The organism is Prauserella flavalba, from assembly GCF_003202235.1.
Classification (GTDB): domain Bacteria; phylum Actinomycetota; class Actinomycetes; order Mycobacteriales; family Pseudonocardiaceae; genus Prauserella_A; species Prauserella_A flavalba.
This window is the reverse complement of the sequence record NZ_MASU01000013.1, coordinates 209,737-232,733: the sequence shown is the minus strand read 5'-3', so window position 1 is coordinate 232,733 and position 22,997 is coordinate 209,737. Positions and strand designations below refer to the sequence as shown.

Here is a 22,997-nt window from a genome sequence, read left to right as displayed (position 1 = left end):
GCTCTACACCCGTTTCCGGTCGAAGACGGCTTTCTGTCCCGTGCCGTAGCGGCGCAACGCGCCCTGCTCCCCCGCCGCGTTGGGACGGTTGAAGATCCAGTTCTGCCAGGCCGAGAGACGTCCGAACACCTTGGTCTCGATGGTCTCGGGCCCCACGAAGCGGTGATTGGCCTCCATGCCGGTCAGCGCGTCCGGCGAGAGGCTCCTGCGCCCCTCGATCACCAGGCGGATCTCGTCCTCCCAGTCGATGTCGTCGGGTGCGTCGGTGACGAGCCCGAGCTCCACGGCGTCGGAGGGGGCCAGCGCGCGGCCGCGTTCCTTGGCGAGCCAGGCGAGGTGGTCGTCCTCGCGGTAGAACCGGGACTCGAGCCGGGTCAGCCCGTTGCCCATCGGCAGCGGCCCGAAGTTCGCGTCGGACAGCGTGATCGAGGCGCGTTCGCCGCTGTCCTCGTCCTCGATCTGTGGGGGTGCCCCCGCCAATGAGGGCGTAGCCGGCGGGGGAGGACCGTCCAACATGTACTGCCGGTCGCACGCGAGCGCCAGCTCCATGAGCACACCCGCGAAGCACGAGCCCGGTTCGATCAGGGCGATCAGGCTCCGGCTGGTGACGTCGAGCCGCTTCAGGGTCCGCTTGTAGTAGTGGAGGATCTCGTTGCACAGCCAGTCGTCGCCGGCGCCCGCGAGCACCACGGCCTCGTGCCTCAGCACGAGCTCCTGGTCACCCTGGGTACGCAGCACCCACGTGCCCAGCTCGGGCTCGTTGGTGCGCAGCCGCAGGATCGCGTCGTCCAGCTCCCGCGTGAGGGCCAGCAGCCAGAACCCGGCGCCCTGCTCGTGCGGGTCGCCCGGTTCCGCCGACGGTCCGCGCACGGTCAGCTCCACCGTGCCGGCGCCGCGGTCGTAGCGGGCCGAGACGTGATCGTACTCCAGCCCTTCCGGGGTCTCCTCGCGACGCAACGGGGTCAGCTCGACGCCGGTGGCGTCCGAGGGCCGGGTGCTGCGCTCGGCCAGTTCCCCGGCACGGCGGGTGACCGTCTCGGTGAACTCCCGGCGCGGCGCCAGCTCGTCGACAAGGCCCCAGTCGACGGCGGTCCTGCCCTTGACGCCGTCGCTGCGCGTGGCGAACACGTCGGCCCTGTCCTTGCGCACGCGCCGTTTGTCGACGACGCGCGTGAGCCCGCCCGTGCCGGGCAGCACGCCCAGCAGTGGTACCTCCGGCAGCGCGACGGTGGAGGAATTGTCGTCCACCAGCACGATGTGCTCACACGCGAGCGCCAGCTCGTAACCGCCGCCCGCGCAGGCTCCGTTCACGGCGGCAAGGTAGGTCTGCCCGGAGAACTCGGTGGCATCCTCCATGCCGTTGCGGGTCTCGTTGGTGAACTTGCAGAAGTTCACCTTCCACTCGTGCGGTGAGCCCGCGAGCATCCGGATGTTGGCGCCCGCGCAGAAGACGTTGTCCTTGCCGCTGGTGACCACGACCGTCCGCACACCGGGGTGCTCGAAGCGCAGCCGCTGCACGGCGTCGTACAGCTCGATGTCCACGCCGAGGTCGTAGGAGTTGAGCTTCAGCTCGTAACCGGGGACGAGCCCGCCCTGCTCGTCGACGTCGAGCATCAGCCACGCGAGCGGGCCGTCCACCCGGAGTCTCCAATGGCGGTAGGAGTCCGGGTGCCGGTCGAACGACACGGTGGTGGGCTCTGCGGTGTCCTCGACATCGTTGGCGGTCACCCTGCCAAGTTTCTACGCCTGACCGCATCCGCGTCAAGGTTGTGTAGAACCAAGCATGGGCTACCCACGCCGCCCTGCCGCCTCCTGGAAGGCGCCACGCGGCTCCTCGCGGGAATCCAGATTGACCACATCGTGCCCGAACGGCATGCCGACGAGCCAGTCGCCGAGCACCCGGATCGTGCGGTTCCACGTGGGAATCTGCGTGGCGTAGTACGCGCGGCGAGCGGCCCACGCCAGCCTGCCGTGCACCTTCCGGCCCAGCATCTCACCGACGGCCTTGTTCATGCCGAGCGTCACGAACTCGCCCTTGCTCTTGTAGTGGAACGGCCTCAGTTCTCCACCCCGCAGCCGCTCCGCGAGGTTGTCACCGAGCCTGCGCGCCTGCCGCACCGCGTACTGCGCGGTCGGCGGGCACACGCCGCCGTTTTCCAGGTCGGGTACCGCGGCGCAGTCGCCCGCCGCCCAGATGTCGGGGTGTCCCTCGACCCGCATCGTCTCGTCGACGATGATCCGGCCACGCTGGTCGGTGGGCAGCCCCAGCTCCTTGACCAGTGGCGGCGGCTTGGTTCCGGCGACCCACACGAGGGTGCTCGCGCGGAAGCTGTCTCCATCGTTGAGGCGCACCAGTCCGCCCTCGGCCGACTCCAGCTGCGTGCTCAGGCGCACGTCGATACCCCGGGCACGCAGCTCGGACACCGCACGCTCGGCGAGATCCTCGCTCACGGTGGTCAGGATGCGGTCCATCGCCTCCACGAGCACCCAGCGCATCTCCGACACGTCGAGCTCGGGGTAGCCCTCCAGCACGTCGACGGCCATGTCCTGCAGCTCGGCGAGCGCCTCGACGCCGGTGTAGCCGCCGCCGACGAACACGAACGTCAGCGCGCAGCGGCGCAGCTCGGGATCGTTGGTGGCGGAGGCGATCTCCAGCTGGCGCAGCACGTGGTCACGCAGGTGCACCGCCTCGGCCAGCGAGTTGAACCCGATCCCGCAGTCGGCGAGCCCCGGAATGGGCAGCAGCTTCGACATGGCCCCCACGCCGAGCACCAGCTCGTCGTACTCCAGCTCCAGTTCGGGGCCCGCCTCAGGCGCCACCGACGCGACCCTGCGCTGGGTGTCCACGCCCGTGAGCCTGCCCGCGACGAAGCGCGTCCCGCTCAGCACCGCACGCAGCGGGACGACGGCGTGCCGGGGTTCGAGCGTGCCTGAGGCGACCTCGGGCAGGAGCGGCCGGTAGACCATGAAGTTCTCCGGGTTGACCACGGTCACCTGCGCCTCGCCGCTGCGCAGCCGCTGCTGCAGGCGCAACGCGGCGTAGAGCCCGACGTAGCCGCCGCCGACGATCACGATCCGTTTCGACACGCGAGAAGCCTCCTACCCACCGTTGACGTAAATCACCAAGTAGGCGATGAAGAATCCGGCGACGAGCACGATGCTCGCCAAGACGACCACGAGCCATCCGATCGACATCCCCTTCGACTGCCGGGGCTCGCGATGGGAAAGGCCGGACGTCTGGCCGGATTCGGGCGGGGTGTCGCCAGGCCGGACGCCGCCGCCCTCCTCGAGTCCGGGCGTCCAGGCCGGGTCCGGATCAGGTGGTGGCGTGGTCATGGCCTCCGGGTACCCACGCCCGCCGAGGCAAACCCGTGCGCCAACTGCAGTGAAGGCCACCTTCACTACGTGGAATCGGGCACAGCGGCGCGGAGCGCCTCCGTTTGGGTGGTGGCGGGAGACGGGTGGGCGCAGGCATGGTGGCCTTCACTGCGGATGGGTGGCGCCGGCGCGGATGGGTGGGCCGGCTCAGTGGAGCCTGGGGACGCGCGGTTCGCTCTCGATCGCGTCGAGTTCGTCGGCGCGGGCGATCAGGTCCGTGGTCAGCTCCTGCAGATGCTTGCCGAGCAGGCGAAGGCCGTCCGCGGGCAACTGGCCGCCGTCCTGGCGGTGCAGCAGCTCCACCACGGCCTCGCCGAGATGGGTGTTCACAGCGGAGAGCCGGGCGAGCAGCTCGCGGTCTCGGCGGATCATGTCGGTACCCCTTCGAACCCCACAGTGACTGCGTAGCACGCTACACCAATCGGGCGCGAAGGGGAAACCGGACTATTCGCGACCGAGGACGATGGTGGGCTCCAGTTCGTCTTCGTCCTCACGGGGCAGGGGAACACGCAGGTTGCCCGAGGAATCTCCCGCCCCGCCGTGAGCGCCGGCCGTGACGGTCTCGACGCTCTCGGCCTGTCGCTCGGTATCGGGGCTCCGCATCACGGGCTCCTTTCACACCAGAAAAACCGATGATCTTGATATACCCGACGAGACGGCGGAAAAACCACAGGGCGATCCCAACCTGAAAGGCTGAAAAACGTCACCCGTGTCCAAGGTGGACAGGAAACGACAGCAGCAGGGTGCCCAGCGTCTTACCGTGCGTGTCCAGCTCCAGCGAGGTGGTGACTCCCGCTCCCGACGTCCGTTCGTACACGAACTGCAACGCGGGCAGGTGCGGCAGTTCGTAGCGTCGCACCTCGCCGTCGAGCCACTCCGCGAGGTGCCCGCGCACGCGCTCCGCCGTCACCTCCCGCAGCAGCACGCCGAACAGCGCGTCGTCGTAAGGGAACACCGAGAGCGTGGCCAGGTTGCCCTTGTCCCCGGCACGGCAATGGGCGAGCTCACGAAGCGGTACCGGCACGGCCTGCCTCCAGAAGGGTCACGCCCGCGCGCACGCGGGCCCGTGGGATGAGGGTCGAGACGATGCCGATCACCTCGGACAGGTGCACGCGGACTCCGCCTCCGCCCGCGGGACCGTTGGTGTACAAGGCTTCCACCTCGTCGCCGACGGCCTCCAGCAACGCGATGTCGTGGCTCGCGGCGGCGACGCGAAGGCGGCAGTCGTCGTCGGCGCCGCGCACCTCGACGCGGGGCCGCAACGCCGTGCCGGCGAGCCGGGCGGTCACGATCTCCCCCGCCAGCGCCGCCCGCGCGCCGGCCCCTGGCCCGGCGTAGGAGATCTCCGCCTCGACCTTGGAGCCCGCGCGGTAGCCGACGCTCACCTTCAGCTCCCCTGGCCTCGGCCCGCCCGCCGCACCGCGCACCCGCACCCGGTCGGCGCCCTGCTCGTCGACGCGCACGCCGTACAGGTCGAGCGTCACGTCCGGGGTGAGGTAGCCGCCGGGATCGGTGATCTCGTACAGCAGCTGCTCACACACCGTCGCCCGGTTGAGCACACCGCCGGTGCCGGGCAGCTTGCCAAGGACGGCCGTGCCGTCGGCGGCGACGTCGGCGAACGGGAAGCCCAGTTCGGCCAGGCCGGGCACGTCCTTGTGGCCGGGGTCGGCGAAGTAGCCGCCGGTGAGCTGACCAGCGCATTCGAGCAGGTGCCCGACGAGCGTGCCCGCTGCCGCGGCCGAGGGGTCCGCGAGGTCCCAGCCGAGGCGGTCCGCGAGCGGCGCCAGGAACAGCGACGGGTCGGCGACCCGGCCGGTGAGCACCACCTGTGCTCCCGCCTCGAGCGCGGGCAGGATCGCGTCGGCGCCGAGGTAGGCGTTGGCCGAGACCAGCTCGCCGTGCTCGCGCAGCGGGCGGCCCGTCTCCCACGCGGGCGCGTCGAGGTCCAGTTCGGCGAGCACGTCGTCGCCGGTGATCACGGCGACCGTCGCCGTCGCGCCGAGGCCGTCGAGCAGCTCCCGCGTGACGCGGCCGGCCTCCAGCGGGTTGGCGGCCCCCATGTTGGTCACCACGCGCACACCGTGCTCGACGGCGAGCGGCAGCAGCCGCGTGAAACGGGCGGGCAGGCGCCGGTCGTAGCCGGCGCGCGGGTCGGCGAGGCGGCGCTGCTGGCCGAGCGCGATCGTGCGCTCCGCGAGGCACTCCAGCACGAGGTCGTCGAGCCCGCCCCGGCGCAGCAGGTCCTCGGCGGGCTCGATCCGGTCGCCCGCGAAGCCCGCTCCGCTGCCGATCCTGGTGGTCACACGTGTCCTTTCGTCAGAACGAGATCGCGCCGGTGAGCAGCGCGACCGCGGTCATCGCCAGCGTGGTCCCGAACGCCCACTTGAAGATGAACCGCTGGTGCGCGCCGAGGCTCACCCCGGTCATGCCGATGAGGATGAACGTCGACGCCGTGAGCGGGCTCAACGGGAAGCCGGTGGTCATCTGCCCGAGGATCGCGGCGGTGCCGATCTCGGCGGGGTCGACACCGAAGGCCGCCGCCGTCTCGGCGAGCACGGGCAGCACGCCGAAGTAGTAGGCGTCCGGGGTGAACACGAGGCTCAGCGGCATGCTCGTGATCGCCACGGCGACCGGCAGGATCCCGCTCGCGCCCTCGGGGATCACGCCGACGAGCGCGCGGGCCATCGCCTCGATCATGCCGGTGCCGCCGAGGATTCCGGTGAACACGCCCGCCGCGAAGATCATCGTGGTCACGAGGACGACGTTGTGCCCGTGCTTTTCGAACAGCTCCTGCTGCCGCGGCCAGCTCGGCCGGTTCACCAGCAGCGCCGCCACGAACGCGAGGACGAACACCACCTCGAGGTCGGCGAGCTGGAGCAGCAGCACCACCACGAGCGCGAGCGTGAGCACGACGTTGAACCAGAAGCGTACGCTCTCCGCGCGCGTCCGCCGCGGCAGGTCGGGGCCGATGGTCTCGTCCAGCTCGATGGGCCCGAGCCGCCTGCGCTCGGCGCGGCCGATGAGAAACGCCGCGAAGATCACCCACAGGATCCCGGCGATCATGGCGGGGATCGCGGGCACGAAGAGGTCGCCGCTGTCGAGGTCGAGCGCGGCCATCGCCCGCGCGGTCGGACCGCCCCACGGCACCATGTTCATGACGCCCGCGCCGAGGCACACCACGCCGGCGAGCACCAGCGGCCGCATGCCGAGTTTGCGGTAGATCGGCAACATGGCCGAGACCATGATCAGGAACGTCGAGGCCCCGTCGCCGTCGAGCGCGACGAGCACGGTGAGCACCGCGGTGCCGACGGTGATCTTGAGCGGGTCGCCCTTGGCCCAGCGCAGCACCCTCGCGACCGCGGGGTCGAACAGGCCCGCGTCGACCATGAGGCTGAAGTACAGCACGGCGAAGGTGATCATGATCGCGACCGGCGCGACCGTGGTGAGTCCCTCGGCGATCAGCCCGCCGAGCTCACCGCCGTGGCCGGTGACCAGTGCGGCGAGCACGGGCAGCGCGGTGAGCGCGATGAGCACGGAGACCCGCCGGGACAGGACGGCGAGCAGGAACAGGGCAATCATGACGAAGCCACTCGCGGCGAGCATCGTTGACCTCCGGATGGCAGTGAAGGCCACCTTCACTGCGTTGACCGCAGTGAAGGTGGCCTTCACTGCGGTGGTGTGGTGCGCTCACCTTGCTGGGGCACACCTATCGCGGTCAAACATCGGTTTCCGATAGATTGATGCACTATGCGCATGGACCTGACGGTGCAGCAGCTTCGCGTGGTGGTGGCGGTGCACGACGCGGGCAGCTTCACGGCCGCGGCGGCGGCCCTGCTGCACGCGCAGTCGTCACTGAGCCGCACGGTGCTCGACGTCGAGCGCAAGCTCGGAGTGCCGCTGTTCGAACGCACCACGCGGATGCTCGTACCCACCGAGGAGGGCCGCGAGTTCGTGGCGCTCGCCCGCTCCACTGTGGACACCTTCGACGCGAACCTGCGGCATTTCACCGGTTTCCTCGACGGCAACCGCGGGCGCGTGTCGGTCGCGACGCTGCCCTCGCTCGCGGCGATCCTGCTGCCACCGGTGGTGTCGGCCTACCAGCGCGAGCGCCCCGAGGTGGAGCTGTCCATCGAGGACGCGCTGTCGGCGGAGGTGCTGGACCGCGTGCGCTCCGGCGCCGTTGACTTCGCGGTGACCGTGGTGTCGGCGCTGACCGAACCGCTCGGCGACCTCGACGTGCGGCCGGTGACCACCGACCGGTTCTCGTGCGTCTTCCCGCGCGGGCACCGGTTCGAGGCAGGAGGAGAGGTGCCGTGGCCCGCGCTCGCCGGTGAGCCGTTCATCGCGTTCGACCGCACCACGAGCATCCGCCAGCACCTCGACCACGCACTCGCGGGCGCCACCGAACGGCCGCGCATCGCGATCGAGGCTCGCAACATCAGCGCGGTCGCCGGTCTCGTGGCGGCAGGACTGGGGGTGTCGGCGGTGCCGGGGCTCGTGCTGCCGCTGATGGCCTTCGCGGGCGTGGCGCACCGGCCGCTCGCCGAACCGGCCGTGGAAAGGCGGATCGCGGTGGTCAGGGTGCCGCACCGGCCGCTCTCCCCCGCCGCGGAGGCGTTCCTCGACGCGGTCGTGAGCGACGCCCCGTTACTGTCCTCGTGATGACAGGCAGGCGGGAACAGGTCCTGGACGCGGCGATCCGGGTGCTCGGCACGCAGGGCACGCGGCAGCTGACCCATCGCGCCGTCGACGCGGAGGCCGGGGTGCCCTCCGGCACGGCGTCCAACCACTTCCGCACGCGGGACGCGCTGCTGGCCGGGGTGCTGGAACGCCTGCGGGAGCTGGAGACCCGCAGCTGGGAACGCGTCGCGGCGGAACTGAGCGGCGCGGTGGAGATCGACGTCTTCGCCGACGTGGTGGGCGGGCTCGCACTGGAGCTCGCCGGACCGGCGCGGGTGGTCACGCTCGCGCGGCACGCCCTGCTCGCCGAGGCGGCGTTCCACGACGGTCTGCGCGAGGAGGTCGCGGTGCAGCAGGGACGGATCGAGTCGTGGGCCGCGGAGTGGTTGCGCGCGCTCGGGTCACCGCGGCCCGAACGGGACCTGTGGACGGTCATGTCCCTGCTCGACGGCCTGCTCGCACACCAGTGCGTCAACCCGGACCCCGACTTCGACCCGGCGTCGGCCATCCGCGCCCTGCTCCACGGCCTGCGCGAGACCTGGGGCGCTCCCCATTCGCAGTGAAGGCCACCTTCACTGCGTTGAACGCAGTGAAGGTGGCCTTCACTGCGGTTGCGCTCAGTAGCCGCGCACGCGTTCGAGGCGGATCAGCAGCGGCACCGGGTACTCGGCGCTGAAGGGCTCGGCCCCGCCGCTGACGGTCACCATGCCCTTGGCGTACTTCTCGCTGTAGGCGGGCGTTTCGGCGGCCGAGGGGGCGTTCTCGTCGATCCGCGCGGTGCCTTTCAGCACGACGATGTCGCCACCGGAGCCGTCGCTGTCGAAGTGCAGGCCGACCCTCGGATTCCGGCGGATGTGGGCGAGCCGGTGGGCGTCGACGCGGTTGTAGACCAGCACGTCGTCGCCGTCCCACAGGAACCACACGGGGTTGGGCTGCGGCGTGCCGTCGGCGCCGACCGTGGTGAGCCAGACGACCCGTTCCTCCCGTAACCTGCGGCGGACCCGCTCCCCGAACGGGCTGCCTTCGGCCGGGAGCACGTCTCCTGCCATACCCGCCAAGGTAGCCGCTAGAGTCCGGCAGATGCCGGAACCGTTCGATCTCGCCGACCTGCCCGCCCTCGACGGGGACGTCCTCGACGACGACGCGAGCCTGGCCGCGGCGGCACAGGACTGGGGGCACATCGTCCAGGCGCGGCCCCGCGTCGTGGTCCGCCCGGCGAGCCAGGCGGACGTCGCGGCGGTCGTCGCGTTCGCCGCGGACAGAGGCGTTCCGGTCGCGGCGAGAGGGGCCGGTCATTCGCCGTTCGGGCAGGGCCAGGCCGCGGGCGGCATCGTGCTCGACATGACGAGCCTCGCCACCGTGCACGCCGGCACCGGCAACCGGCTGGTGGTCGACGCGGGAGCCCGCTGGCAGCAGGTGCTCGGCGCGAGCCTGCCGCGCGGGCTGACCCCGCCGGTGCTCACCGACTACCTGGAGCTCACGGTCGGCGGCACGCTCGCCGTCGGCGGCATCGGCGGCGCGACCCACCACCACGGCATGCAGACCGACACGGTCACCGAACTCGAGGTCGTCACCGGCGAGGGCGAGCTCGTGCACTGCTCGGCCGAGGAGAACGGCGAGCTGTTCGACGCCGTGCGCGCCGGGCTCGGCCAGTGCGGGATCGTCACGCGTGCCACGCTCCGGCTGCAGCCCGCGAAGCAGCGCGCCCGCCGCTGGAAGCTGTACTACGACACGCTCGGCGACTTCCTCGCCGACCAGCGCACCACGGTCACCGACGGCCGTTTCGACTACGTCGAGGGCCAGCTGCTGCTCGACGACGAGACCCGCGAGTGGCGGTACCTGCTGGAGGCCACGTCGTACTTCTCGCTGCCCGACCAGCCCGACGAGGAGGCGCTGCTCGGCGACCTGTCGTTCTCGCGCGAGACCGCCGAGGTGGAGGAGTCGACCTACCTGGAGTTCCTCGACCGGATGGCCGAGGGCGAGGCGATCCTGCGCGAGGAGGGCAGCTGGTTTCACCCGCACCCGTGGCTCAACGTGTTCGTGCCCGACGACGAGGTGGAGACCATCGTGGCCGACACGCTCGCCGAGACGGGCGGCGAGGACCTCGGCGACTCCGGCCTCGTGATGCTCTACCCGGTGTGCCGGGAGAAGCTGGCGACACCGCTGGTCCGGGTCCCGTCGAGCGACCTCGTGTGGCTGTTCGCGCTGCTGCGCACGGGCAAGCCGTACGACCCGGCGGGCGTGGCGAGGATGATCCAGCTCAACGCCGGCCTGTACGAGCGGGTCAAGGCGCTCGGCGGCACGGTCTACCCGGCCAACACACTGCCGATGACGGAGAAGGACTGGAAGGACCACTTCGGGGACGAGTGGGAGAAGCTGGAGGCCGCCAAGAAACGGTACGACCCGAAGGGCGTGCTGACGGTCGGCCAGGGAGTTTTCGGGGGTTCGCACACATGAGCACGGGGCACGACGACGCGCTCAAGGCCGTCGAGGGCAGTCTGGACCGGCCGTCCGCGGCCAGGGTCTACGACTACTTCCTCGGCGGGTCCACGAACTACGCGATCGACCGTGCGTTCGCCGAGCAGGTCCGCGAGCGGGTGCCGCTCATCGGCGAGTACTGCAAAACGAGCAGGCAGTTCCTCGGCCGCGCCGTGCGTCGCTGCACCGAGCTGGGCATCCGGCAGTTCGTGGACATCGGCTCCGGACTGCCCACCGAGGGCAACGTGCACGACGTGGCCGACGAGGCGCGGCCGGAGCACGACACCCGCGTGGTCTACGTCGACAACGAGCCCATCGCGCTCGCGCACTCGACGCTGCTGCTCGCCGACACCGCCGACCCGGACCGGCACCAGGCGATCGCCGGTGACCTGCTGCAGCCGGCGCAACTGTGGGAGCGGGTGCGCGACACCGGGCTGATCGACCACTCCGAACCCGTCGCGCTGCTGGTCAACGCCGTGCTGCACTTCATCAAGGACGAGCAGGGTCCGGACTCGCTGCTGGCGTTCTACCGCGACCTGCTGCCACCGGGCTCGCTGCTCGTGCTGTCGCAGATGACCAACGAGAACCCGGTGAGCGAGCAGGAGCGGCAGGCGCTGGCCGACCTCGTGGACTACTACGAGAACACGACCAACCCCGGTCAGCTGCGCACGACCGCCGAGTTCGCCCGGTTCTTCGGCGGCTGGGAGCTCATCGAGCCGGGGCTGGTGTACGCGCCGGCGTGGCATCCCGACGAGGCGACCCTGTTCGCCGCCGTGCCGTCGGAGTCGCGGGTGCTCGGCGGAGTCGCCCGCAAGCCGGGGGCTTGACCGTCCCTTTACCGCGAATAGGCCATTTGGGTCAACCCACTTGACCTGCGTTTTCCCCTGACCGTAGTGAAACCGGTGCCGGACCCTGGCAGGGCGCCCGGTACAGCGCGATCATGGGGTTCATGGTGCGCAGCAGCGGGGGAAGCGGGAGCACGGTCACCACTGCGGGGTACGAGGCGAGGGTGGCGCGGCTGCGGGAGCAGCTCGCCGCAATGCCCGAGGGCGCCCCGGTACGGCTGGCGAAACGCACGTCGAACCTGTTCCGGCCGCGCTCGGACACCTCGTCCGGCCTGGATGTCTCCGGCTTCACACACGTGCTGTCGGTGGATCCGGTGGCGCGCACGGCCGACGTCGAGGGCATGGTCACCTACGAGCAGCTCGTGGACGCGACGCTGCCGCACGGGCTGATGCCACTGGTCGTACCGCAGCTCAAGACCATCACGCTCGGCGGCGCCGTCACCGGGCTGGGCATCGAGTCGTCGTCGTTCCGCAACGGCATGCCGCACGAGTCGGTGCTGGAGATGGACCTGCTCACCGGCGACGGCGAGATCGTGCTCGTCAGGCCCGACAACGAGCACCGGGACCTGTTCTTCGGCTTCCCCAACTCCTACGGCACGCTCGGCTACGCGCTGCGCCTGCGCATCGAGCTGGAACCGGTGCGGCCCTACGTCCGGCTCGAACATGTCCGCTACACCGATCCGGCGCGGTACTTCGCCGCGCTGGAACGCGCGTGCCGCGAGCGGGAGGCCGACTTCGTCGACGGCACGATCTTCGGCAAGGACGAGCTGTACCTGACGCTCGCGACGTTCACCGGCGAGGCGCCCGGGACCAGCGACTACACGTGGCTCGACATCTACTACAAGTCCATCAGGGAACGCACCGTCGACCACCTTCCCGTGCGCGACTACCTGTGGCGCTGGGACACCGACTGGTTCTGGTGCTCACGCGCGCTGGGGGCGCAGAACCGGCTCGTCCGCCTCCTGGCGGGACCGAAGCTCCTGCGGTCCGACGTGTACTGGAAGGTGGTGTCGTTCGAACGGCGGCACGGCCTGCTCTCCCGGTTCGAGCGGGCGCTGGGCAAGCCGGAACGCGAGTCGGTGGTCCAGGACATCGAGGTGCCCGTGGACCGGGCCGCGGAGTTCCTCGGCTTCTTCCACCGCGAGATCCCGATCAGCCCGGTGTGGGTGTGCCCGCTGCGGCAACGGGACGCGGACCGCACCTGGCCACTGTACGAACTGGACCCGAACACGCTTTACGTCAACTTCGGTTTCTGGGCAACGGTTCCGCTGGAGCCGGGCGAGCCGGACGGCACCCACAACCGGCTCATCGAGCGGACCGTGACCGAGCTCGGCGGGCGGAAGTCCCTGTACTCCGAGAGCTTCTACGACGAGGACACGTTCTGGCGGCTCTACAACGGCAAGGCCTACCACGCGCTGAAGGAACGGTACGACCCCGCACGGAGGTTGCTCGACCTGTACGACAAGTGCGTTAGAGCGAGGTGAAAGCAGCAATGGCACAGGGAGAACTCGGTGAGGTGTTCGGACGGCTCCTCACCGCGGGCGAGCACGTGGCGATCACGCTCTACGACGGCAGCGTGGTCGGCGACCCGGACTCGCCCCACCGGATCGACGTGCGCTCGCCGACGGCGCTGAGCTACGTCTTCTCCGCACCCGGCGAGCTCGGCCTCGCCCGCGCCTACGTCACCGGGCACCTCGACGTGCACGGGGACCTCTACACCGTGCTGCGCGCGCTGACCGCCGTGATCGACGGGCTCAGCGTCCGCGACAAGCTGTGGATCATGCGCAGGCTCGGGACCCGCTACCTGCGTTCGGTGCCGGTGCCCGCCGAGGAGGCGCCCAGCAGGGTCAAGCGCGGGCTACGCGGGCTGCGGCACTCGAAGTCCCGCGACAGCGCGGCGATCTCGCAGCACTACGACGTGTCCAACCACTTCTACGAGCTGGTGCTCGGTCCTTCGATGGCCTACACCTGCGCGTGTTACCCCGAGGAGGGCGCGACGCTGGAGGAGGCGCAGTTCCACAAGTTCGACCTGGTGTGCCGCAAGCTCGCCCTCGAACCGGGAATGCGCCTGCTCGACGTCGGCTGCGGCTGGGGCGGCATGGTGGCGCACGCGGCGGAGCACTACGGCGTGCGGGCGATCGGGGTCACGCTCTCGCGGGAGCAGGCGCAGTGGGGGCAGAAGCACATCGTGGCGCGCGGGCTCGCCGACCGGGCCGAGGTACGGCACCTCGACTACCGCGACGTGGCCGAGGGTGGATTCGACGCGGTGTCGTCGATCGGGCTCACCGAGCACATCGGGGCCCGCAACCTGCCGTCGTACTTCCGGTTCCTGCACTCGAAACTGCGCGACGGCGGGCGACTGCTGAACCACTGCATCACGCGGCCGACCACGAGGGAACCCACGCACACGGGGCCGTTCATCGACCGCTACGTGTTCCCCGACGGCGAGCTGGAGGGCGTCGGCACGATCATCTCGGCCATGCAGGACCACGGGTTCGAGGTGCGGCACTCGGAGAACCTGCGCGAGCACTACGCGCGCACGCTCGCGGCCTGGTGCGCCAACCTCGACGCGAACTGGTCGGAGGCGGTGCAGGAGGCGGGCGTACGCAGGGCGCGCGTGTGGGCCCTGTACATGGCCGCGTCGCGGCTGGGCTTCGAGCGGCACAAGATCGAGCTGCAGCAGGTGCTGGGCGTGAAGGTGGCCGTGAACGGTGACGCCGCGATGCCCCTGCGCCCAGACTGGGGCGTGTGATCCGGGGCTGCCCGACCGCAGTGAAGGCCACCTTGCCTGCGTTCAACGCAGTGAAGGTGGCCTTCACTGCGGTTGGGCCTACGTGGCGAGGGCCTTGCGTTTCAGGGCCTCGTACTCGGTGTCGTCGATGGCGCCGCGGTCGAGCAGTTCCTTCGCCTTGGCGATCTGCTCGGTCGCGCGCGGTTGCGGCGTCGCGACGGAGCGGACGTAGTCGTCGAAGTGTTGCTGCGCCTCCTGGGCCTCGGCCCGCCTGCGCTCGCCCATCTGCTTGCCGTGCACCACCAGGTACAGCAGCACACCGAGGAACGGCAGGAACACGACGAGCAGCGTCCAGCCCGCCTTGCCCCAGCCGGAGATGTCGGCCCTGCGGAACAGGTCTCCGAGAATCGTGATGAGCAGCCAGAACCAGATCACCCACGCGAAAAAGACGATCATGGTCCACATCAAGTCGAGGAACGGGTAGTCCGAACCATCCTGTGCCAGCAACATGGCGCCTCCTCCTGGCCGGCATCGCCGAGCGTGACCGATCTATCGCCATGACCTCGCCGTGCGACTCACCCGCAGCGGGTGAGATGTCCTCAGACCACCCGCCGCGGGTGAGCCGGGCAGCCGCCGACCGCTCGAAGCTGGACGGAGTCTCCTGGAGGGAGACCGCCACATGTCCGGGCCTGCCGAGAGCACCACCGCGCCGTTGACCACCGACGAGCGTGCGGAACTGGAGCGCCTCCGTTCTGAGGTCGATGCGCTGCGCGCGCGAAAGCCGCGAGGCCCCGTGCCGTGGCGCGGGATCGGCGCCGGGCTGCTGGGTGTGCTCGGCTGCCTGCTGGTGCTGGTGTCGCTGGTGACCGTGTGGGTGCACAACCAGGTCGCGAACACCGACCGGTTCGTGGCGACGATGAGTCCACTCATCCGCGAGCAGTCGGTGCGGACGGCGATCACCGACCGCCTCACCGACACCGTCTTCACGCACGTCGACGTCGAGGCACTCGCCACGCGCGCGGTGGATGCCCTTGCGCAGCAGGGAGTTCCGGACCAGGCCGTGGCACCGTTGCGGGCCCTCACCGGGCCGCTGGAGTCGAGCGTGCGCGGCTTCGTGCACGACCGCATCGGTGACGTGGTGGCGAGCCCGGGTGCCGCCGAGCTGTGGGACCGCGTGATCCGGGCCGGCCACGCACGCATGCACGCCGTCCTGTCGGGGGAGGCTTCCAACGTCGTGGTGAGCGGCGGCGAGGTGCGGCTCGACCTCGCTCCGCTCGTCACCGAGGTGAAGCGGCAGCTGGTGGCGAGCGGCTTCACCGTCGCCGGCCGCATCCCGGACGTCCACCCCACCATCGCCGTGACGGAAGCAAGCACGCTCGAACGGGCCCAGACCACGTACACCCTGCTCGACCGGCTCGCCACGTGGCTGCCGTGGATCACCGTGCTCGTGCTCGCGGCGGCGGTGTACCTCGCGCGCGACCGGCGAAGAGCGCTCGTCCAGACGGGGATCGGGATCGCCGTGGCGATGCTGGTGCTCGCCGGAGCGCTGCTCGTGATCCGTGGCGTCCTCGTCGGCAGCGTGCCGGAGCGGTCGGTCGCCGCGGCCGGGGACTCCTATGACACGGTGGTCCGGTTCCTGCGGGGCGGACTGCGCACGCTCTTCGCCGTGGGCGTCGTGTTCGCGCTCGGCGCGTTCCTCACCGGCCCTTCGCCCATCGCCGTGAAGCTGCGCCAGGGACTCAGCGGGCTCATCGGATGGCTGCGCCGGGGTGGCGCGCGAGCGGGTCTGCGCACCGGCCGGGTAGGCCCGTGGGTGCACACCTACCGGGCGGCTTTGCGCGGCGCCGCCGTGGGGATCGCGGTGCTGGTCTTCGTGCTGCTCAACCGCCCGAGCGGGCTGACGGTGCTGGTCATCGCGCTCGTGCTGGTGTTCTGCCTCGGCGTGATCCAGTTCCTCGACCAGCCCGCGGCGAAGCAGGGCTGAGCCTCACGAGCTGGGCGTCGCCGAGCCGCTCCGGCACACCGTGGCCGCCTGCTTCAGCGCGGTGAGCGCGTCGTTCGCGGCCGAGCGGACGCCGGAAACGTCGGGAGGCTGGGCCGTGAGCGCCGTGCCCAGCCGGTCGAGGGCGCTCTTGGCCTCGTCGAGGTGGGCGCGTGCCTCGGGGCCCACGGTGTTCCTCACTGAGTCGATCTCGCCGGACAGCGCCGACACCGACGCCCTCACGTCGTTGGCCGTCGCCGAGCCGGAGAGGAACCGGCCCGCGGTGGACACGACGTCCTGCCCGGCGGAGACCACGCCCTCACACGCGTCCGCCGGGCGCGTCGGTTGCGTCGTGGCCGGTGTCTGCGTGGTCGCGGGCGGGCCGGTGTCCGAGCCGCCGTCGCCGCCGCAGGCACCGAGTACCAGCACCGCGGCGAGCAGCGAGCCGGGAACCCAGCGTCGTACCGTCATCCCGCCAGGATCCCGGCCGCGCGTCCCGCGCGCCTCACGTGTTGCGGGTGACTAGTCTCGCCCCGGTGAGCGAGTACCTGAGCATCCCCACGCCCGCCGGTTCGTTCGACGCGCTCGCCGCGGGGCCCGAGGACGGGCGCCCGGTCCTGCTGCTGCACGGCTTCCCCGAGGCGGCGGTGCAGTGGGAGCACCAGGTGGCCGTGCTCGGCCGTGAGGGCTACCGCGCGGTGGCGCCCGACCAGCGCGGCTACTCCCCCGGCGTGCGGCCCGAGGACGTCGCCGACTACGCGATCGAGCACCTCGTCGACGACGTCGTCGCGATGGCCGACGCGCTCGGCTGGGGCCGATTCGACCTCGTGGGGCACGACTGGGGCGGCGCCGTGGCGTGGTGGACGGCCGACAAGCACCCCGAACGGCTGCGCAGCCTCACGTCGGTGGCCACGCCGCACCCCGGCGCGCTCGCCGACGCGCTGCGCAATGACGAGGACCAGGCCACGCGCTCGCAGTACATGCGCGACTGGCGCAGCCGCGACACCGAGAAGCGCATGCTCGCGGGCAACGCCGAGGCGCTGCGGCGCATGTACGAGTGGAAGGTGCCGAGGGACCGGGTCGAGGACTACCTCCGCAGGCTCTCCGAACCGGGCGCGCTCACGGCCGCGCTGAACTGGTACCGCGCGGGCAGGCCGGCGGAGCGGATCGGCAAGGTCGGCGTTCCCGCGCTGTACGTGTGGGGCACCGAGGACGTCGCGTTCGGGTCGACGGCCGCGCTCGACACCGAGAAGTGGGTCACGGGGCCGTACGAGTTCCAGATGCTGGAGGACGTCACGCACTGGGTGCCGGAGGAGGTTCCCGAGGCGTTCACGGCGCTGCTGCTGGAGTTCCTCGGGCGGCACTGAGCACGGCGTCGCGGACGATGCGCACCGCCTCCTCGACGTGCGGGCGGTGCGTGCGCAGGCTCAGCACGCATAGCCTCGGCGTGAACCGGCCGCCGATTCTGGTGCTGGACAGGAAGATCCGCCTGCCGACGTTGATGCGCTCCAGTGCCCGGCGGTTGGCGTCGTCGTCGCCGCCGGGCACGCGGAAGGTGAGCACGGTGAGGTCCGGCTCCGTCGGCACCTCGGCGAACTCGAGCAGCTCGCGGTGCGCCCACTCCGCGAGGTCGAGCTTCTCGTCGAGCGCGGAGCGGAACGCGGCGACGCCGTGCAGGTGCAGCGGCAGCCACAGCCGCAGACCGCGGAACTCACGTGTCAGCTCGGGGCCCAGGTCGGCGTAGTCGGGCAGCAGCGGGTCGCGGCGCAGGTCCTGCAGGTAGTCGGCGTCGGCGGAATGCGCCGTCCGCAGGTCGCGCACGGCACGCACGAGCAGCACCCCAGTGCCGTAGGGCAGGAACATCGTCTTGTGCGGATCGAGCGTCACCGAGTCGGCCAGCTCGATCCCCGCGAGCTTCGCGCGGCCCCGCTCGGTGAGCTGGAAGCCCCCGCCGTACGCAGCGTCGACGTGGAACCACAGCCCATCCCGCCCGGCGACCTCGGCCAGTGCGGCGAGCGGGTCGACCGTGCCGGTGCTCGTGGACCCCGCCGTGCCGACGAGCAGGAACGGCGTGTGGCCGTCCGCGCGGTCGCCCGCGATCGCCTCCGCCGCGGCGGCGGGGTCCATGCGCAGTCCGTCCGAGGTGGGCACCGTGCGTACCTGGTCCGGCGTGAACCCGGCGAGGTGTGCGGCCTTCGCGACGCAGTGGTGGGTGTGCTCGGTGACGTAGATCCGCCCAGCGGGCGAGGGTCCGCCGAGTAGCCGTTCGCGCGCGGCGACGAGTGCCGACAGCGTCGCCATCGACGCCCCGGTGGTGACGATGCCGCCGGAGCCCTCGGGGAAACCGAACTCCGCGCACAGCCAGCGCAGCACCCCCTGCTCCATCGCCACGAGTGCGGGCGCGGTGGAGCTGACGCCGGTGTAGCGGTTGACGGTGTTCGCGAGCAGCTCGGCGAGCGCGGAGCTGAACAGCCCGCCCGCGGGAAAGTAGGCGAGGTAGCCGGGGCCCGCGGTCTCGACGGCGTGGGCGGCGGCGTCGCGGAACGTCGCAAGGAGCCCGCCCAGCTCGCCCGGCCCCTCCCCGGGTGGTTCCAGCAGCGCGGGCACGTCCCCGTCGCTCACGTGGGACGCGGGTGCGTGCGGGAGTCCTTCGTAGAACTCGGTGACGAACGACGTGGCCGCCGCCATCATCGCGGCGACGTCCTCGCGGGAGGGTTCCATGACCGTCACGCTAGGCGGGGCGGGCGATCCGGGCTTGTACGTTCGTGCGCCCGCGCGTAGGCGCCGGGCGGGACGCCGACGATCCGCGTGAAGTGCCGGGACAGGTGGGCTTGGTCCACGAAGCCGACCGTCACGGCCGCCTCGGCGGGCGGAACGCCGCGCGCGAGCAGGCTCCGCGCGGTGCGGACGCGGTGCTGGTTCAGGTAGGTGTGCGGGGGCAGCCCGAACCGGGCCCTGAACGCGCGCAGCAACGCGAACCGGCTGGTGCCGAATTCGGCCGCCAGCTCCGCGAGCGGCGGCGGTTCGGCCATCCGCTCCAGCAGCGCCTGCCTGGCACGTTCGGCGTCTCTCCGGCCCGCGGGCCGTGGGGCGGCGGCCGGGGTGCGGCTGCCGTGGGCGTGCCACAGCCGGGCGAGCAGCTGGTCCAGGAGGGTGCCGGCGGTGAGCCGGTCGGGTGATTCGGCGGCCCGGTGCGCGGTGAGCACGGCTGCCGCCGTATCGCGGTCGTAGGTGAGCTGCTCGGCGAACACCGGAGTGCCGCGGGTACCGGTCAGCGAGGCGAGCTCGGCCACCGGCAGGTACAGCACGCGGTAGGTCCAGCCGTCGGCGTCAGCGGGTGCGCCGGTGTGCACGACCTCGGGGTTGAGCAGCACGGTGCCGCCCGCGGTGACCCGCTCGACGGTCGAGCCGATGCGCAGCTCCTCGGCTCCCGACTCGATCACGCCGATCGCGAACGTCTCGTGGCTGTGCCTGGCGAAGGCGTGCCGGACGAACCGCGCGCGGAGCAGGTCCACTCCGGCCACTCCAGGGTGTCGCCAGTACCGAGCGACGTCATCGCTACCCACGCCGCGACCCTACGTCCGGGTTGCGCTCGATGTCCGGAGCCTCCACAATCGTGAATCACCTTCATATCTACTACGGGGTAGGTAGGTTATGGCCAAGCGGTGGGTACGGCTCGGTTCACTCGTGGCGGCGGCTCTGCTGACCGTGACGTTCACTCCGGCGGCACACGCCGCGCCGCCACGGGACGTGATGTTCGTCGGCAACAACTGGGACGGCACCGTCGACCTGGTGGACGCGCGGACCTTCGAGAAGTACCAGCGCATCGACGTCGTGCCCGACTTCGAGCAGCGCAAACGGGAGATGACACCCGACCGGCTCGTCGCGATGCTCGTGATCAGGCAGACCGCGGGCGAGGGGCACGACCAGCTTGTCGACGACATCATGGTCTCTCCCGACGGCAGGACGATGTACGTGTCGCGGCCCAGCCTCGGTGACGTGTCGGCGTTCGACGTCGCCACTGGCGAACAGCTGTGGTTCACCAGGGTCGACGGCTACCGCTCCGACCACATGGCACTCTCGCCCGACGGGCGCACCCTGCTGGTCTCGGCCACCACGGCCAACGTCGTCAACGCCGTCGACACCGCGACGGGCGCGATCACGGGCCGCATCGCGAGCGGCGACTTCCCGCACGAGAACCGGTTCTCCGAGGACGGTTCCACGATCTACAACGCGACGATCGGCAACGTCGTCGCGCCCGACGCCCCGCTGCTCGACGCCGCCAAGGGCAGGCGCTGGCTCACGATCGCCGACGCGCGGACGCTCGAGGTCCGCAAGGTCATCGACTTCGGTGTCGGCATCCGCCCGTTCGTCGTGCTGCCGGACAATCGCACGATGTACGCGCAACTGTCCTTCCACAACGGGTTCATCGAGTACGACCTCGAAGAGGAGCGCACCACGCGCACCGTGCACCTTCCGCTGTCGGAGGAGGCGAAGCAGCTGCGCCGTGACGAGTACCCGCTGGACTCCGCGCACCACGGACTCGCGACCAACGACGACCACACCAAGATCTGCGACGCCGGCACCATCTCCGACTACGCGGCGATCCTCTCGGTGCCCGCGCTGACCGTGGACGCGATCGTGCCGACCGGCAGGAAGCCGTACTGGGCGGCGACCTCGCCCGACGGGCGGTACTGCTTCCTGTCCAACAGCGACAGTGACGACATCTCCGTGGTGTCGTTCGACAACCCGCGCGAACTCGCCCGCATCCCGGTGGGCGACCACCCGCAACGGGTGCGCGGCTACTCCGTCCCCGCCGACGTGCTCGCCTCATGAGGGCCCCCGCGCTCGCGGCCGCCCTGCTCACCGGCGCGTGCCTGATCGCCGCGCCCACGCCCGCACCGGCCGCGCCCGCGTCCGCCGAGCCGTACCTGGTCGGGCGCGGCATCGCCGACGCGACCGGCGAGATCGCCGAGGTCGGCATGATGGGCTACGGCCGCACCGACCAGCAGGCGCAGGGCCTGCACAACCGGCTGCGCTCGCGGGCGTTCGTGATCGCCGACCCGGCGAGCGGCGAACGCGTGGTGCTCGTGGTGGTGGACTCGCCGATGATCTTCGGCAGCGTGCACCAGGCCGTGCTGCGCAGGCTCGCCGAGCGCTATGGCGACCTCTACACCGAACAGAACGTTCTGCTCACCGGCACGCACACCCACGCGGGCCCCGGCGGCTACTCCCACCACCTGCTCTACAACCTCACCACGCTCGGCTTCCACGAGAAGACGTTCGACGCGATCACCGACGGCATCGTGGAGTCGATCGAGCGCGCACACGGCGACCTCGCGCCCGCGTCCCTCACGCTCACCCACTCCGAGCTCACCGACGCGAGCGTGAACCGGTCCCGCGCCGCGTTCGACCGCAACCCCGCCGAGGACAGGGAGTTCTTCCCCGCCGCGATCGACCCGCAGACCTCACTGCTGCGCATCGAACGCGACGGGCGTGCCGTCGGCGCCGTCAACTGGTTCGCCACGCACAACACCAGCATGTCCGGCGACAACCGGCTGATCAGCGCCGACAACAAGGGATACGCGGCCTACCACTGGGAACGCGAGGTCGAGCACGTCGACTACCTCGCGGACACCACACCGGACTTCGTGTCGGCGTTCGCGCAGACCAACGCCGGTGACATGTCGCCCAACCTGGACCTCACGCCGCCGACGACGCCGGAGGACTTCGCCCGCACCAAGGAGATCGGGCAGCGGCAGTACGAGGCCGCGGCAGGACAGCTCGCCCGCGACGGCGCCGCGTTGAGCGGGGGCGTCGACTCCCGGCTCACCTACGTCGACATGTCCGATGTGGACGTGCGTCCTGAGTTCACCGGCGACGGCGAGCACCATCGCACGTGTGACCCCGCGGTCGGCGCGGCGATGGCCGCGGGCAGCACCGAGGACGGCCCCGCGTTCCCGCTCTTCGCCGAAGGCGAGAACCCCCTGTGGGACACGGTGTCGCACTCCGTGCTCTACACCGCCTCCCCCGAGCTGAAGCAGTGCCAGGCACCCAAGGGCATCGCGGTGCCGATCGGCGCGATGAACGCGGTGTACCCGTGGGTGCAGGAGACGGTTCCGGTGCAGCTGGTGCGCGTCGGCGGGCTGTACCTGATCGGCGTGCCCGGCGAGGTCACCATCGCGGCCGGGCTGCGGCTGCGCAGGACCGTCGCCGACATCGTGGGCGCCGACGTGCGCGACGTGCTCGTCGCGGGGTACAGCAACGCCTACTTCCACTACGTCACCACACCGGAGGAGTACGACGCGCAGCACTACGAGGGCGGCAGCACGCTGTTCGGCCGCTGGCAGCTGCCCGCGTTGCAGCAGACCGCCTCGGGGCTCGCGGAGGCGATGCGCGACGGCAGGCCCGCGCCGTCCGATCCCGCGCCCGCCGACCTTTCGGGACGGCAGCTCTCCCTGCAACCGCCCATCGTCGCCGACGCGCCGCCGCTGGGCAGGCGGTTCGGGGACGTGCTCACCCAGCCCCTGGCGTCGTACGGCCCCGGCGAGCGCGTCGAGGTGGTGTTCGCCGGTGCGCACCCCGGCAACGACCTGCGTCGCGGCGGCACGTACCTGGAAGTGCAGCGGTGGAACGGAAACCGCTGGGTGCGGGTGGCCGACGACGGCGACTGGAGCACGACGCTGCGCTGGACCAGGCACGGCATCGCGGCCTCGCACGTCACCATCGGCTGGGAAGTGCCCCCTGGCAGCGAGGGCACCTACCGCATTAGCTATCACGGGGAGGCCAGGAACCTGATCGGCGGCATCCGGAGTTTCACCGGTGCGTCCAAGCAGTTCAGTGTGCCCGGTTGACCAGCACCACACTGCTCCGTTCGGAGCACAGCGGTGTGACACCTCGTTTC

At 70.9% G+C, this 22,997-nt stretch carries 23 protein-coding genes; 10 read left to right on the top strand and 13 right to left on the bottom strand.

The genetic code is table 11. The annotated features are described in order from the left end of the window. Positions 1 to 3: 3 nt before the first annotated feature. The 8 genes from boxC to BA062_RS28355 all read right to left on the bottom strand — a co-directional run bounded on the left by boxC (position 4) and on the right by BA062_RS28355 (position 6,981). Positions 4 to 1,728, bottom strand: a complete 1,725-nt coding sequence (gene boxC / locus BA062_RS28385) for a 2,3-epoxybenzoyl-CoA dihydrolase (RefSeq protein ID WP_110341981.1) — start codon at positions 1,726 to 1,728, stop codon at positions 4 to 6. 60 nt (positions 1,729 to 1,788) lie between these two features. After that, a complete protein-coding gene (locus tag BA062_RS28380; protein WP_110341979.1) occupies positions 1,789 to 3,087 on the bottom strand; it encodes an NAD(P)/FAD-dependent oxidoreductase in 1,299 nt (432 codons plus the stop codon). 12 nt (positions 3,088 to 3,099) lie between these two features. Next, on the bottom strand, positions 3,100 to 3,336 hold the full coding sequence (locus BA062_RS28375) for a DUF6480 family protein (protein WP_110341977.1): 237 nt from the start codon (positions 3,334 to 3,336) through the stop codon (positions 3,100 to 3,102). A 189-nt stretch (positions 3,337 to 3,525) separates the two neighbouring features. Beyond that, positions 3,526 to 3,750 (bottom strand): hypothetical protein, encoded by a 225-nt coding sequence (locus BA062_RS28370; RefSeq protein ID WP_110341975.1) that lies wholly within the window; start codon positions 3,748 to 3,750, stop codon positions 3,526 to 3,528. A gap of 72 nt (positions 3,751 to 3,822) precedes the next feature. Beyond that, entirely contained in the window at positions 3,823 to 3,981 is a 159-nt protein-coding gene (locus tag BA062_RS39975) for a hypothetical protein (protein ID WP_168214121.1), read from the bottom strand. A 100-nt stretch (positions 3,982 to 4,081) separates the two neighbouring features. After that, positions 4,082 to 4,402 carry an AtuA-related protein gene (locus tag BA062_RS28365; RefSeq protein ID WP_110341973.1) on the bottom strand — a complete coding sequence of 107 codons (321 nt, stop codon included), beginning with the start codon at positions 4,400 to 4,402 and terminating at the stop codon, positions 4,082 to 4,084. Then, positions 4,383 to 5,681 (bottom strand): acyclic terpene utilization AtuA family protein, encoded by a 1,299-nt coding sequence (locus BA062_RS28360; protein WP_110341971.1) that lies wholly within the window; start codon positions 5,679 to 5,681, stop codon positions 4,383 to 4,385. The genes BA062_RS28365 and BA062_RS28360 overlap by 20 nt, the downstream gene beginning before the upstream one ends. A 13-nt stretch (positions 5,682 to 5,694) precedes the next feature. Continuing rightward, entirely contained in the window at positions 5,695 to 6,981 is a 1,287-nt protein-coding gene (locus BA062_RS28355; protein WP_110342620.1) for a CitMHS family transporter, read from the bottom strand. A 144-nt stretch (positions 6,982 to 7,125) separates the two neighbouring features. Between BA062_RS28355 and BA062_RS28350 the strand changes: the two genes are divergently transcribed. Further along, complete coding sequence (locus BA062_RS28350) at positions 7,126 to 8,040, top strand: LysR family transcriptional regulator (protein ID WP_110341969.1); 915 nt, start codon at positions 7,126 to 7,128, stop codon at positions 8,038 to 8,040. Further along, positions 8,040 to 8,621: a TetR/AcrR family transcriptional regulator gene (locus BA062_RS28345; RefSeq protein WP_110341967.1), complete on the top strand. Its 582-nt coding sequence runs from the start codon at positions 8,040 to 8,042 to the stop codon at positions 8,619 to 8,621. The genes BA062_RS28350 and BA062_RS28345 overlap by 1 nt, the downstream gene beginning before the upstream one ends. A 54-nt stretch (positions 8,622 to 8,675) precedes the next feature. Here the strand turns inward: BA062_RS28345 and BA062_RS28340 are convergent, their stop codons facing one another. Further along, on the bottom strand, positions 8,676 to 9,107 hold the full coding sequence (locus BA062_RS28340; protein ID WP_110341965.1) for a TIGR03667 family PPOX class F420-dependent oxidoreductase: 432 nt from the start codon (positions 9,105 to 9,107) through the stop codon (positions 8,676 to 8,678). A 31-nt stretch (positions 9,108 to 9,138) separates the two neighbouring features. Between BA062_RS28340 and BA062_RS28335 the strand changes: the two genes are divergently transcribed. The 4 genes from BA062_RS28335 to BA062_RS28320 all read left to right on the top strand — a co-directional run bounded on the left by BA062_RS28335 (position 9,139) and on the right by BA062_RS28320 (position 14,133). Continuing rightward, positions 9,139 to 10,515, top strand: coding sequence for an FAD-binding protein (locus BA062_RS28335; protein ID WP_110341963.1), 1,377 nt, complete (start codon positions 9,139 to 9,141; stop codon positions 10,513 to 10,515). Further along, complete coding sequence (locus BA062_RS28330) at positions 10,512 to 11,363, top strand: SAM-dependent methyltransferase (RefSeq protein ID WP_110341962.1); 852 nt, start codon at positions 10,512 to 10,514, stop codon at positions 11,361 to 11,363. The genes BA062_RS28335 and BA062_RS28330 overlap by 4 nt, the downstream gene beginning before the upstream one ends. A gap of 122 nt (positions 11,364 to 11,485) precedes the next feature. Then, complete coding sequence (locus BA062_RS28325; protein ID WP_110342619.1) at positions 11,486 to 12,865, top strand: FAD-binding oxidoreductase; 1,380 nt, start codon at positions 11,486 to 11,488, stop codon at positions 12,863 to 12,865. Between the two features lie 8 nt (positions 12,866 to 12,873). Next, positions 12,874 to 14,133, top strand: a complete 1,260-nt coding sequence (locus BA062_RS28320; protein WP_110341960.1) for an SAM-dependent methyltransferase — start codon at positions 12,874 to 12,876, stop codon at positions 14,131 to 14,133. A 78-nt stretch (positions 14,134 to 14,211) separates the two neighbouring features. On the opposite strand, the gene BA062_RS28315 is transcribed toward BA062_RS28320, so the two are convergent. Then, positions 14,212 to 14,622 carry an SHOCT domain-containing protein gene (locus tag BA062_RS28315; RefSeq protein WP_110341958.1) on the bottom strand — a complete coding sequence of 137 codons (411 nt, stop codon included), beginning with the start codon at positions 14,620 to 14,622 and terminating at the stop codon, positions 14,212 to 14,214. Positions 14,623 to 14,791: 169 nt separating this feature from the next. On the opposite strand from BA062_RS28315, the gene BA062_RS28310 reads away from it, so the two are divergent. Next, entirely contained in the window at positions 14,792 to 16,096 is a 1,305-nt protein-coding gene (locus tag BA062_RS28310; RefSeq protein ID WP_110341956.1) for a hypothetical protein, read from the top strand. Between the two features lie 3 nt (positions 16,097 to 16,099). Here BA062_RS28310 and BA062_RS28305 read toward each other — a convergent pair whose 3' ends face one another. After that, complete coding sequence (locus BA062_RS28305; protein ID WP_110341954.1) at positions 16,100 to 16,564, bottom strand: hypothetical protein; 465 nt, start codon at positions 16,562 to 16,564, stop codon at positions 16,100 to 16,102. A 65-nt stretch (positions 16,565 to 16,629) separates the two neighbouring features. Between BA062_RS28305 and BA062_RS28300 the strand changes: the two genes are divergently transcribed. Continuing rightward, positions 16,630 to 17,460, top strand: coding sequence for an alpha/beta fold hydrolase (locus BA062_RS28300; protein ID WP_110341951.1), 831 nt, complete (start codon positions 16,630 to 16,632; stop codon positions 17,458 to 17,460). On the opposite strand, the gene BA062_RS28295 is transcribed toward BA062_RS28300, so the two are convergent. Further along, on the bottom strand, positions 17,423 to 18,814 hold the full coding sequence (locus BA062_RS28295) for a pyridoxal phosphate-dependent decarboxylase family protein (RefSeq protein WP_110342618.1): 1,392 nt from the start codon (positions 18,812 to 18,814) through the stop codon (positions 17,423 to 17,425). The genes BA062_RS28300 and BA062_RS28295 overlap by 38 nt on opposite strands. 5 nt (positions 18,815 to 18,819) lie before the next feature. Further along, positions 18,820 to 19,659, bottom strand: a complete 840-nt coding sequence (locus BA062_RS28290) for an AraC family transcriptional regulator (RefSeq protein WP_110341949.1) — start codon at positions 19,657 to 19,659, stop codon at positions 18,820 to 18,822. A gap of 88 nt (positions 19,660 to 19,747) precedes the next feature. On the opposite strand from BA062_RS28290, the gene BA062_RS28285 reads away from it, so the two are divergent. Together BA062_RS28285 and BA062_RS28280 are read left to right on the top strand one after the other, a co-directional pair. After that, the gene (locus BA062_RS28285; RefSeq protein ID WP_110341947.1) at positions 19,748 to 20,929 is read left to right on the top strand and encodes a YncE family protein; all 1,182 of its coding nucleotides are present in this window, start codon (positions 19,748 to 19,750) and stop codon (positions 20,927 to 20,929) included. Then, entirely contained in the window at positions 20,926 to 22,947 is a 2,022-nt protein-coding gene (locus BA062_RS28280) for a neutral/alkaline ceramidase (RefSeq protein WP_110341945.1), read from the top strand. Before BA062_RS28285 ends, BA062_RS28280 begins: the two co-directional genes overlap by 4 nt. Positions 22,948 to 22,997 lie beyond the last annotated feature (50 nt).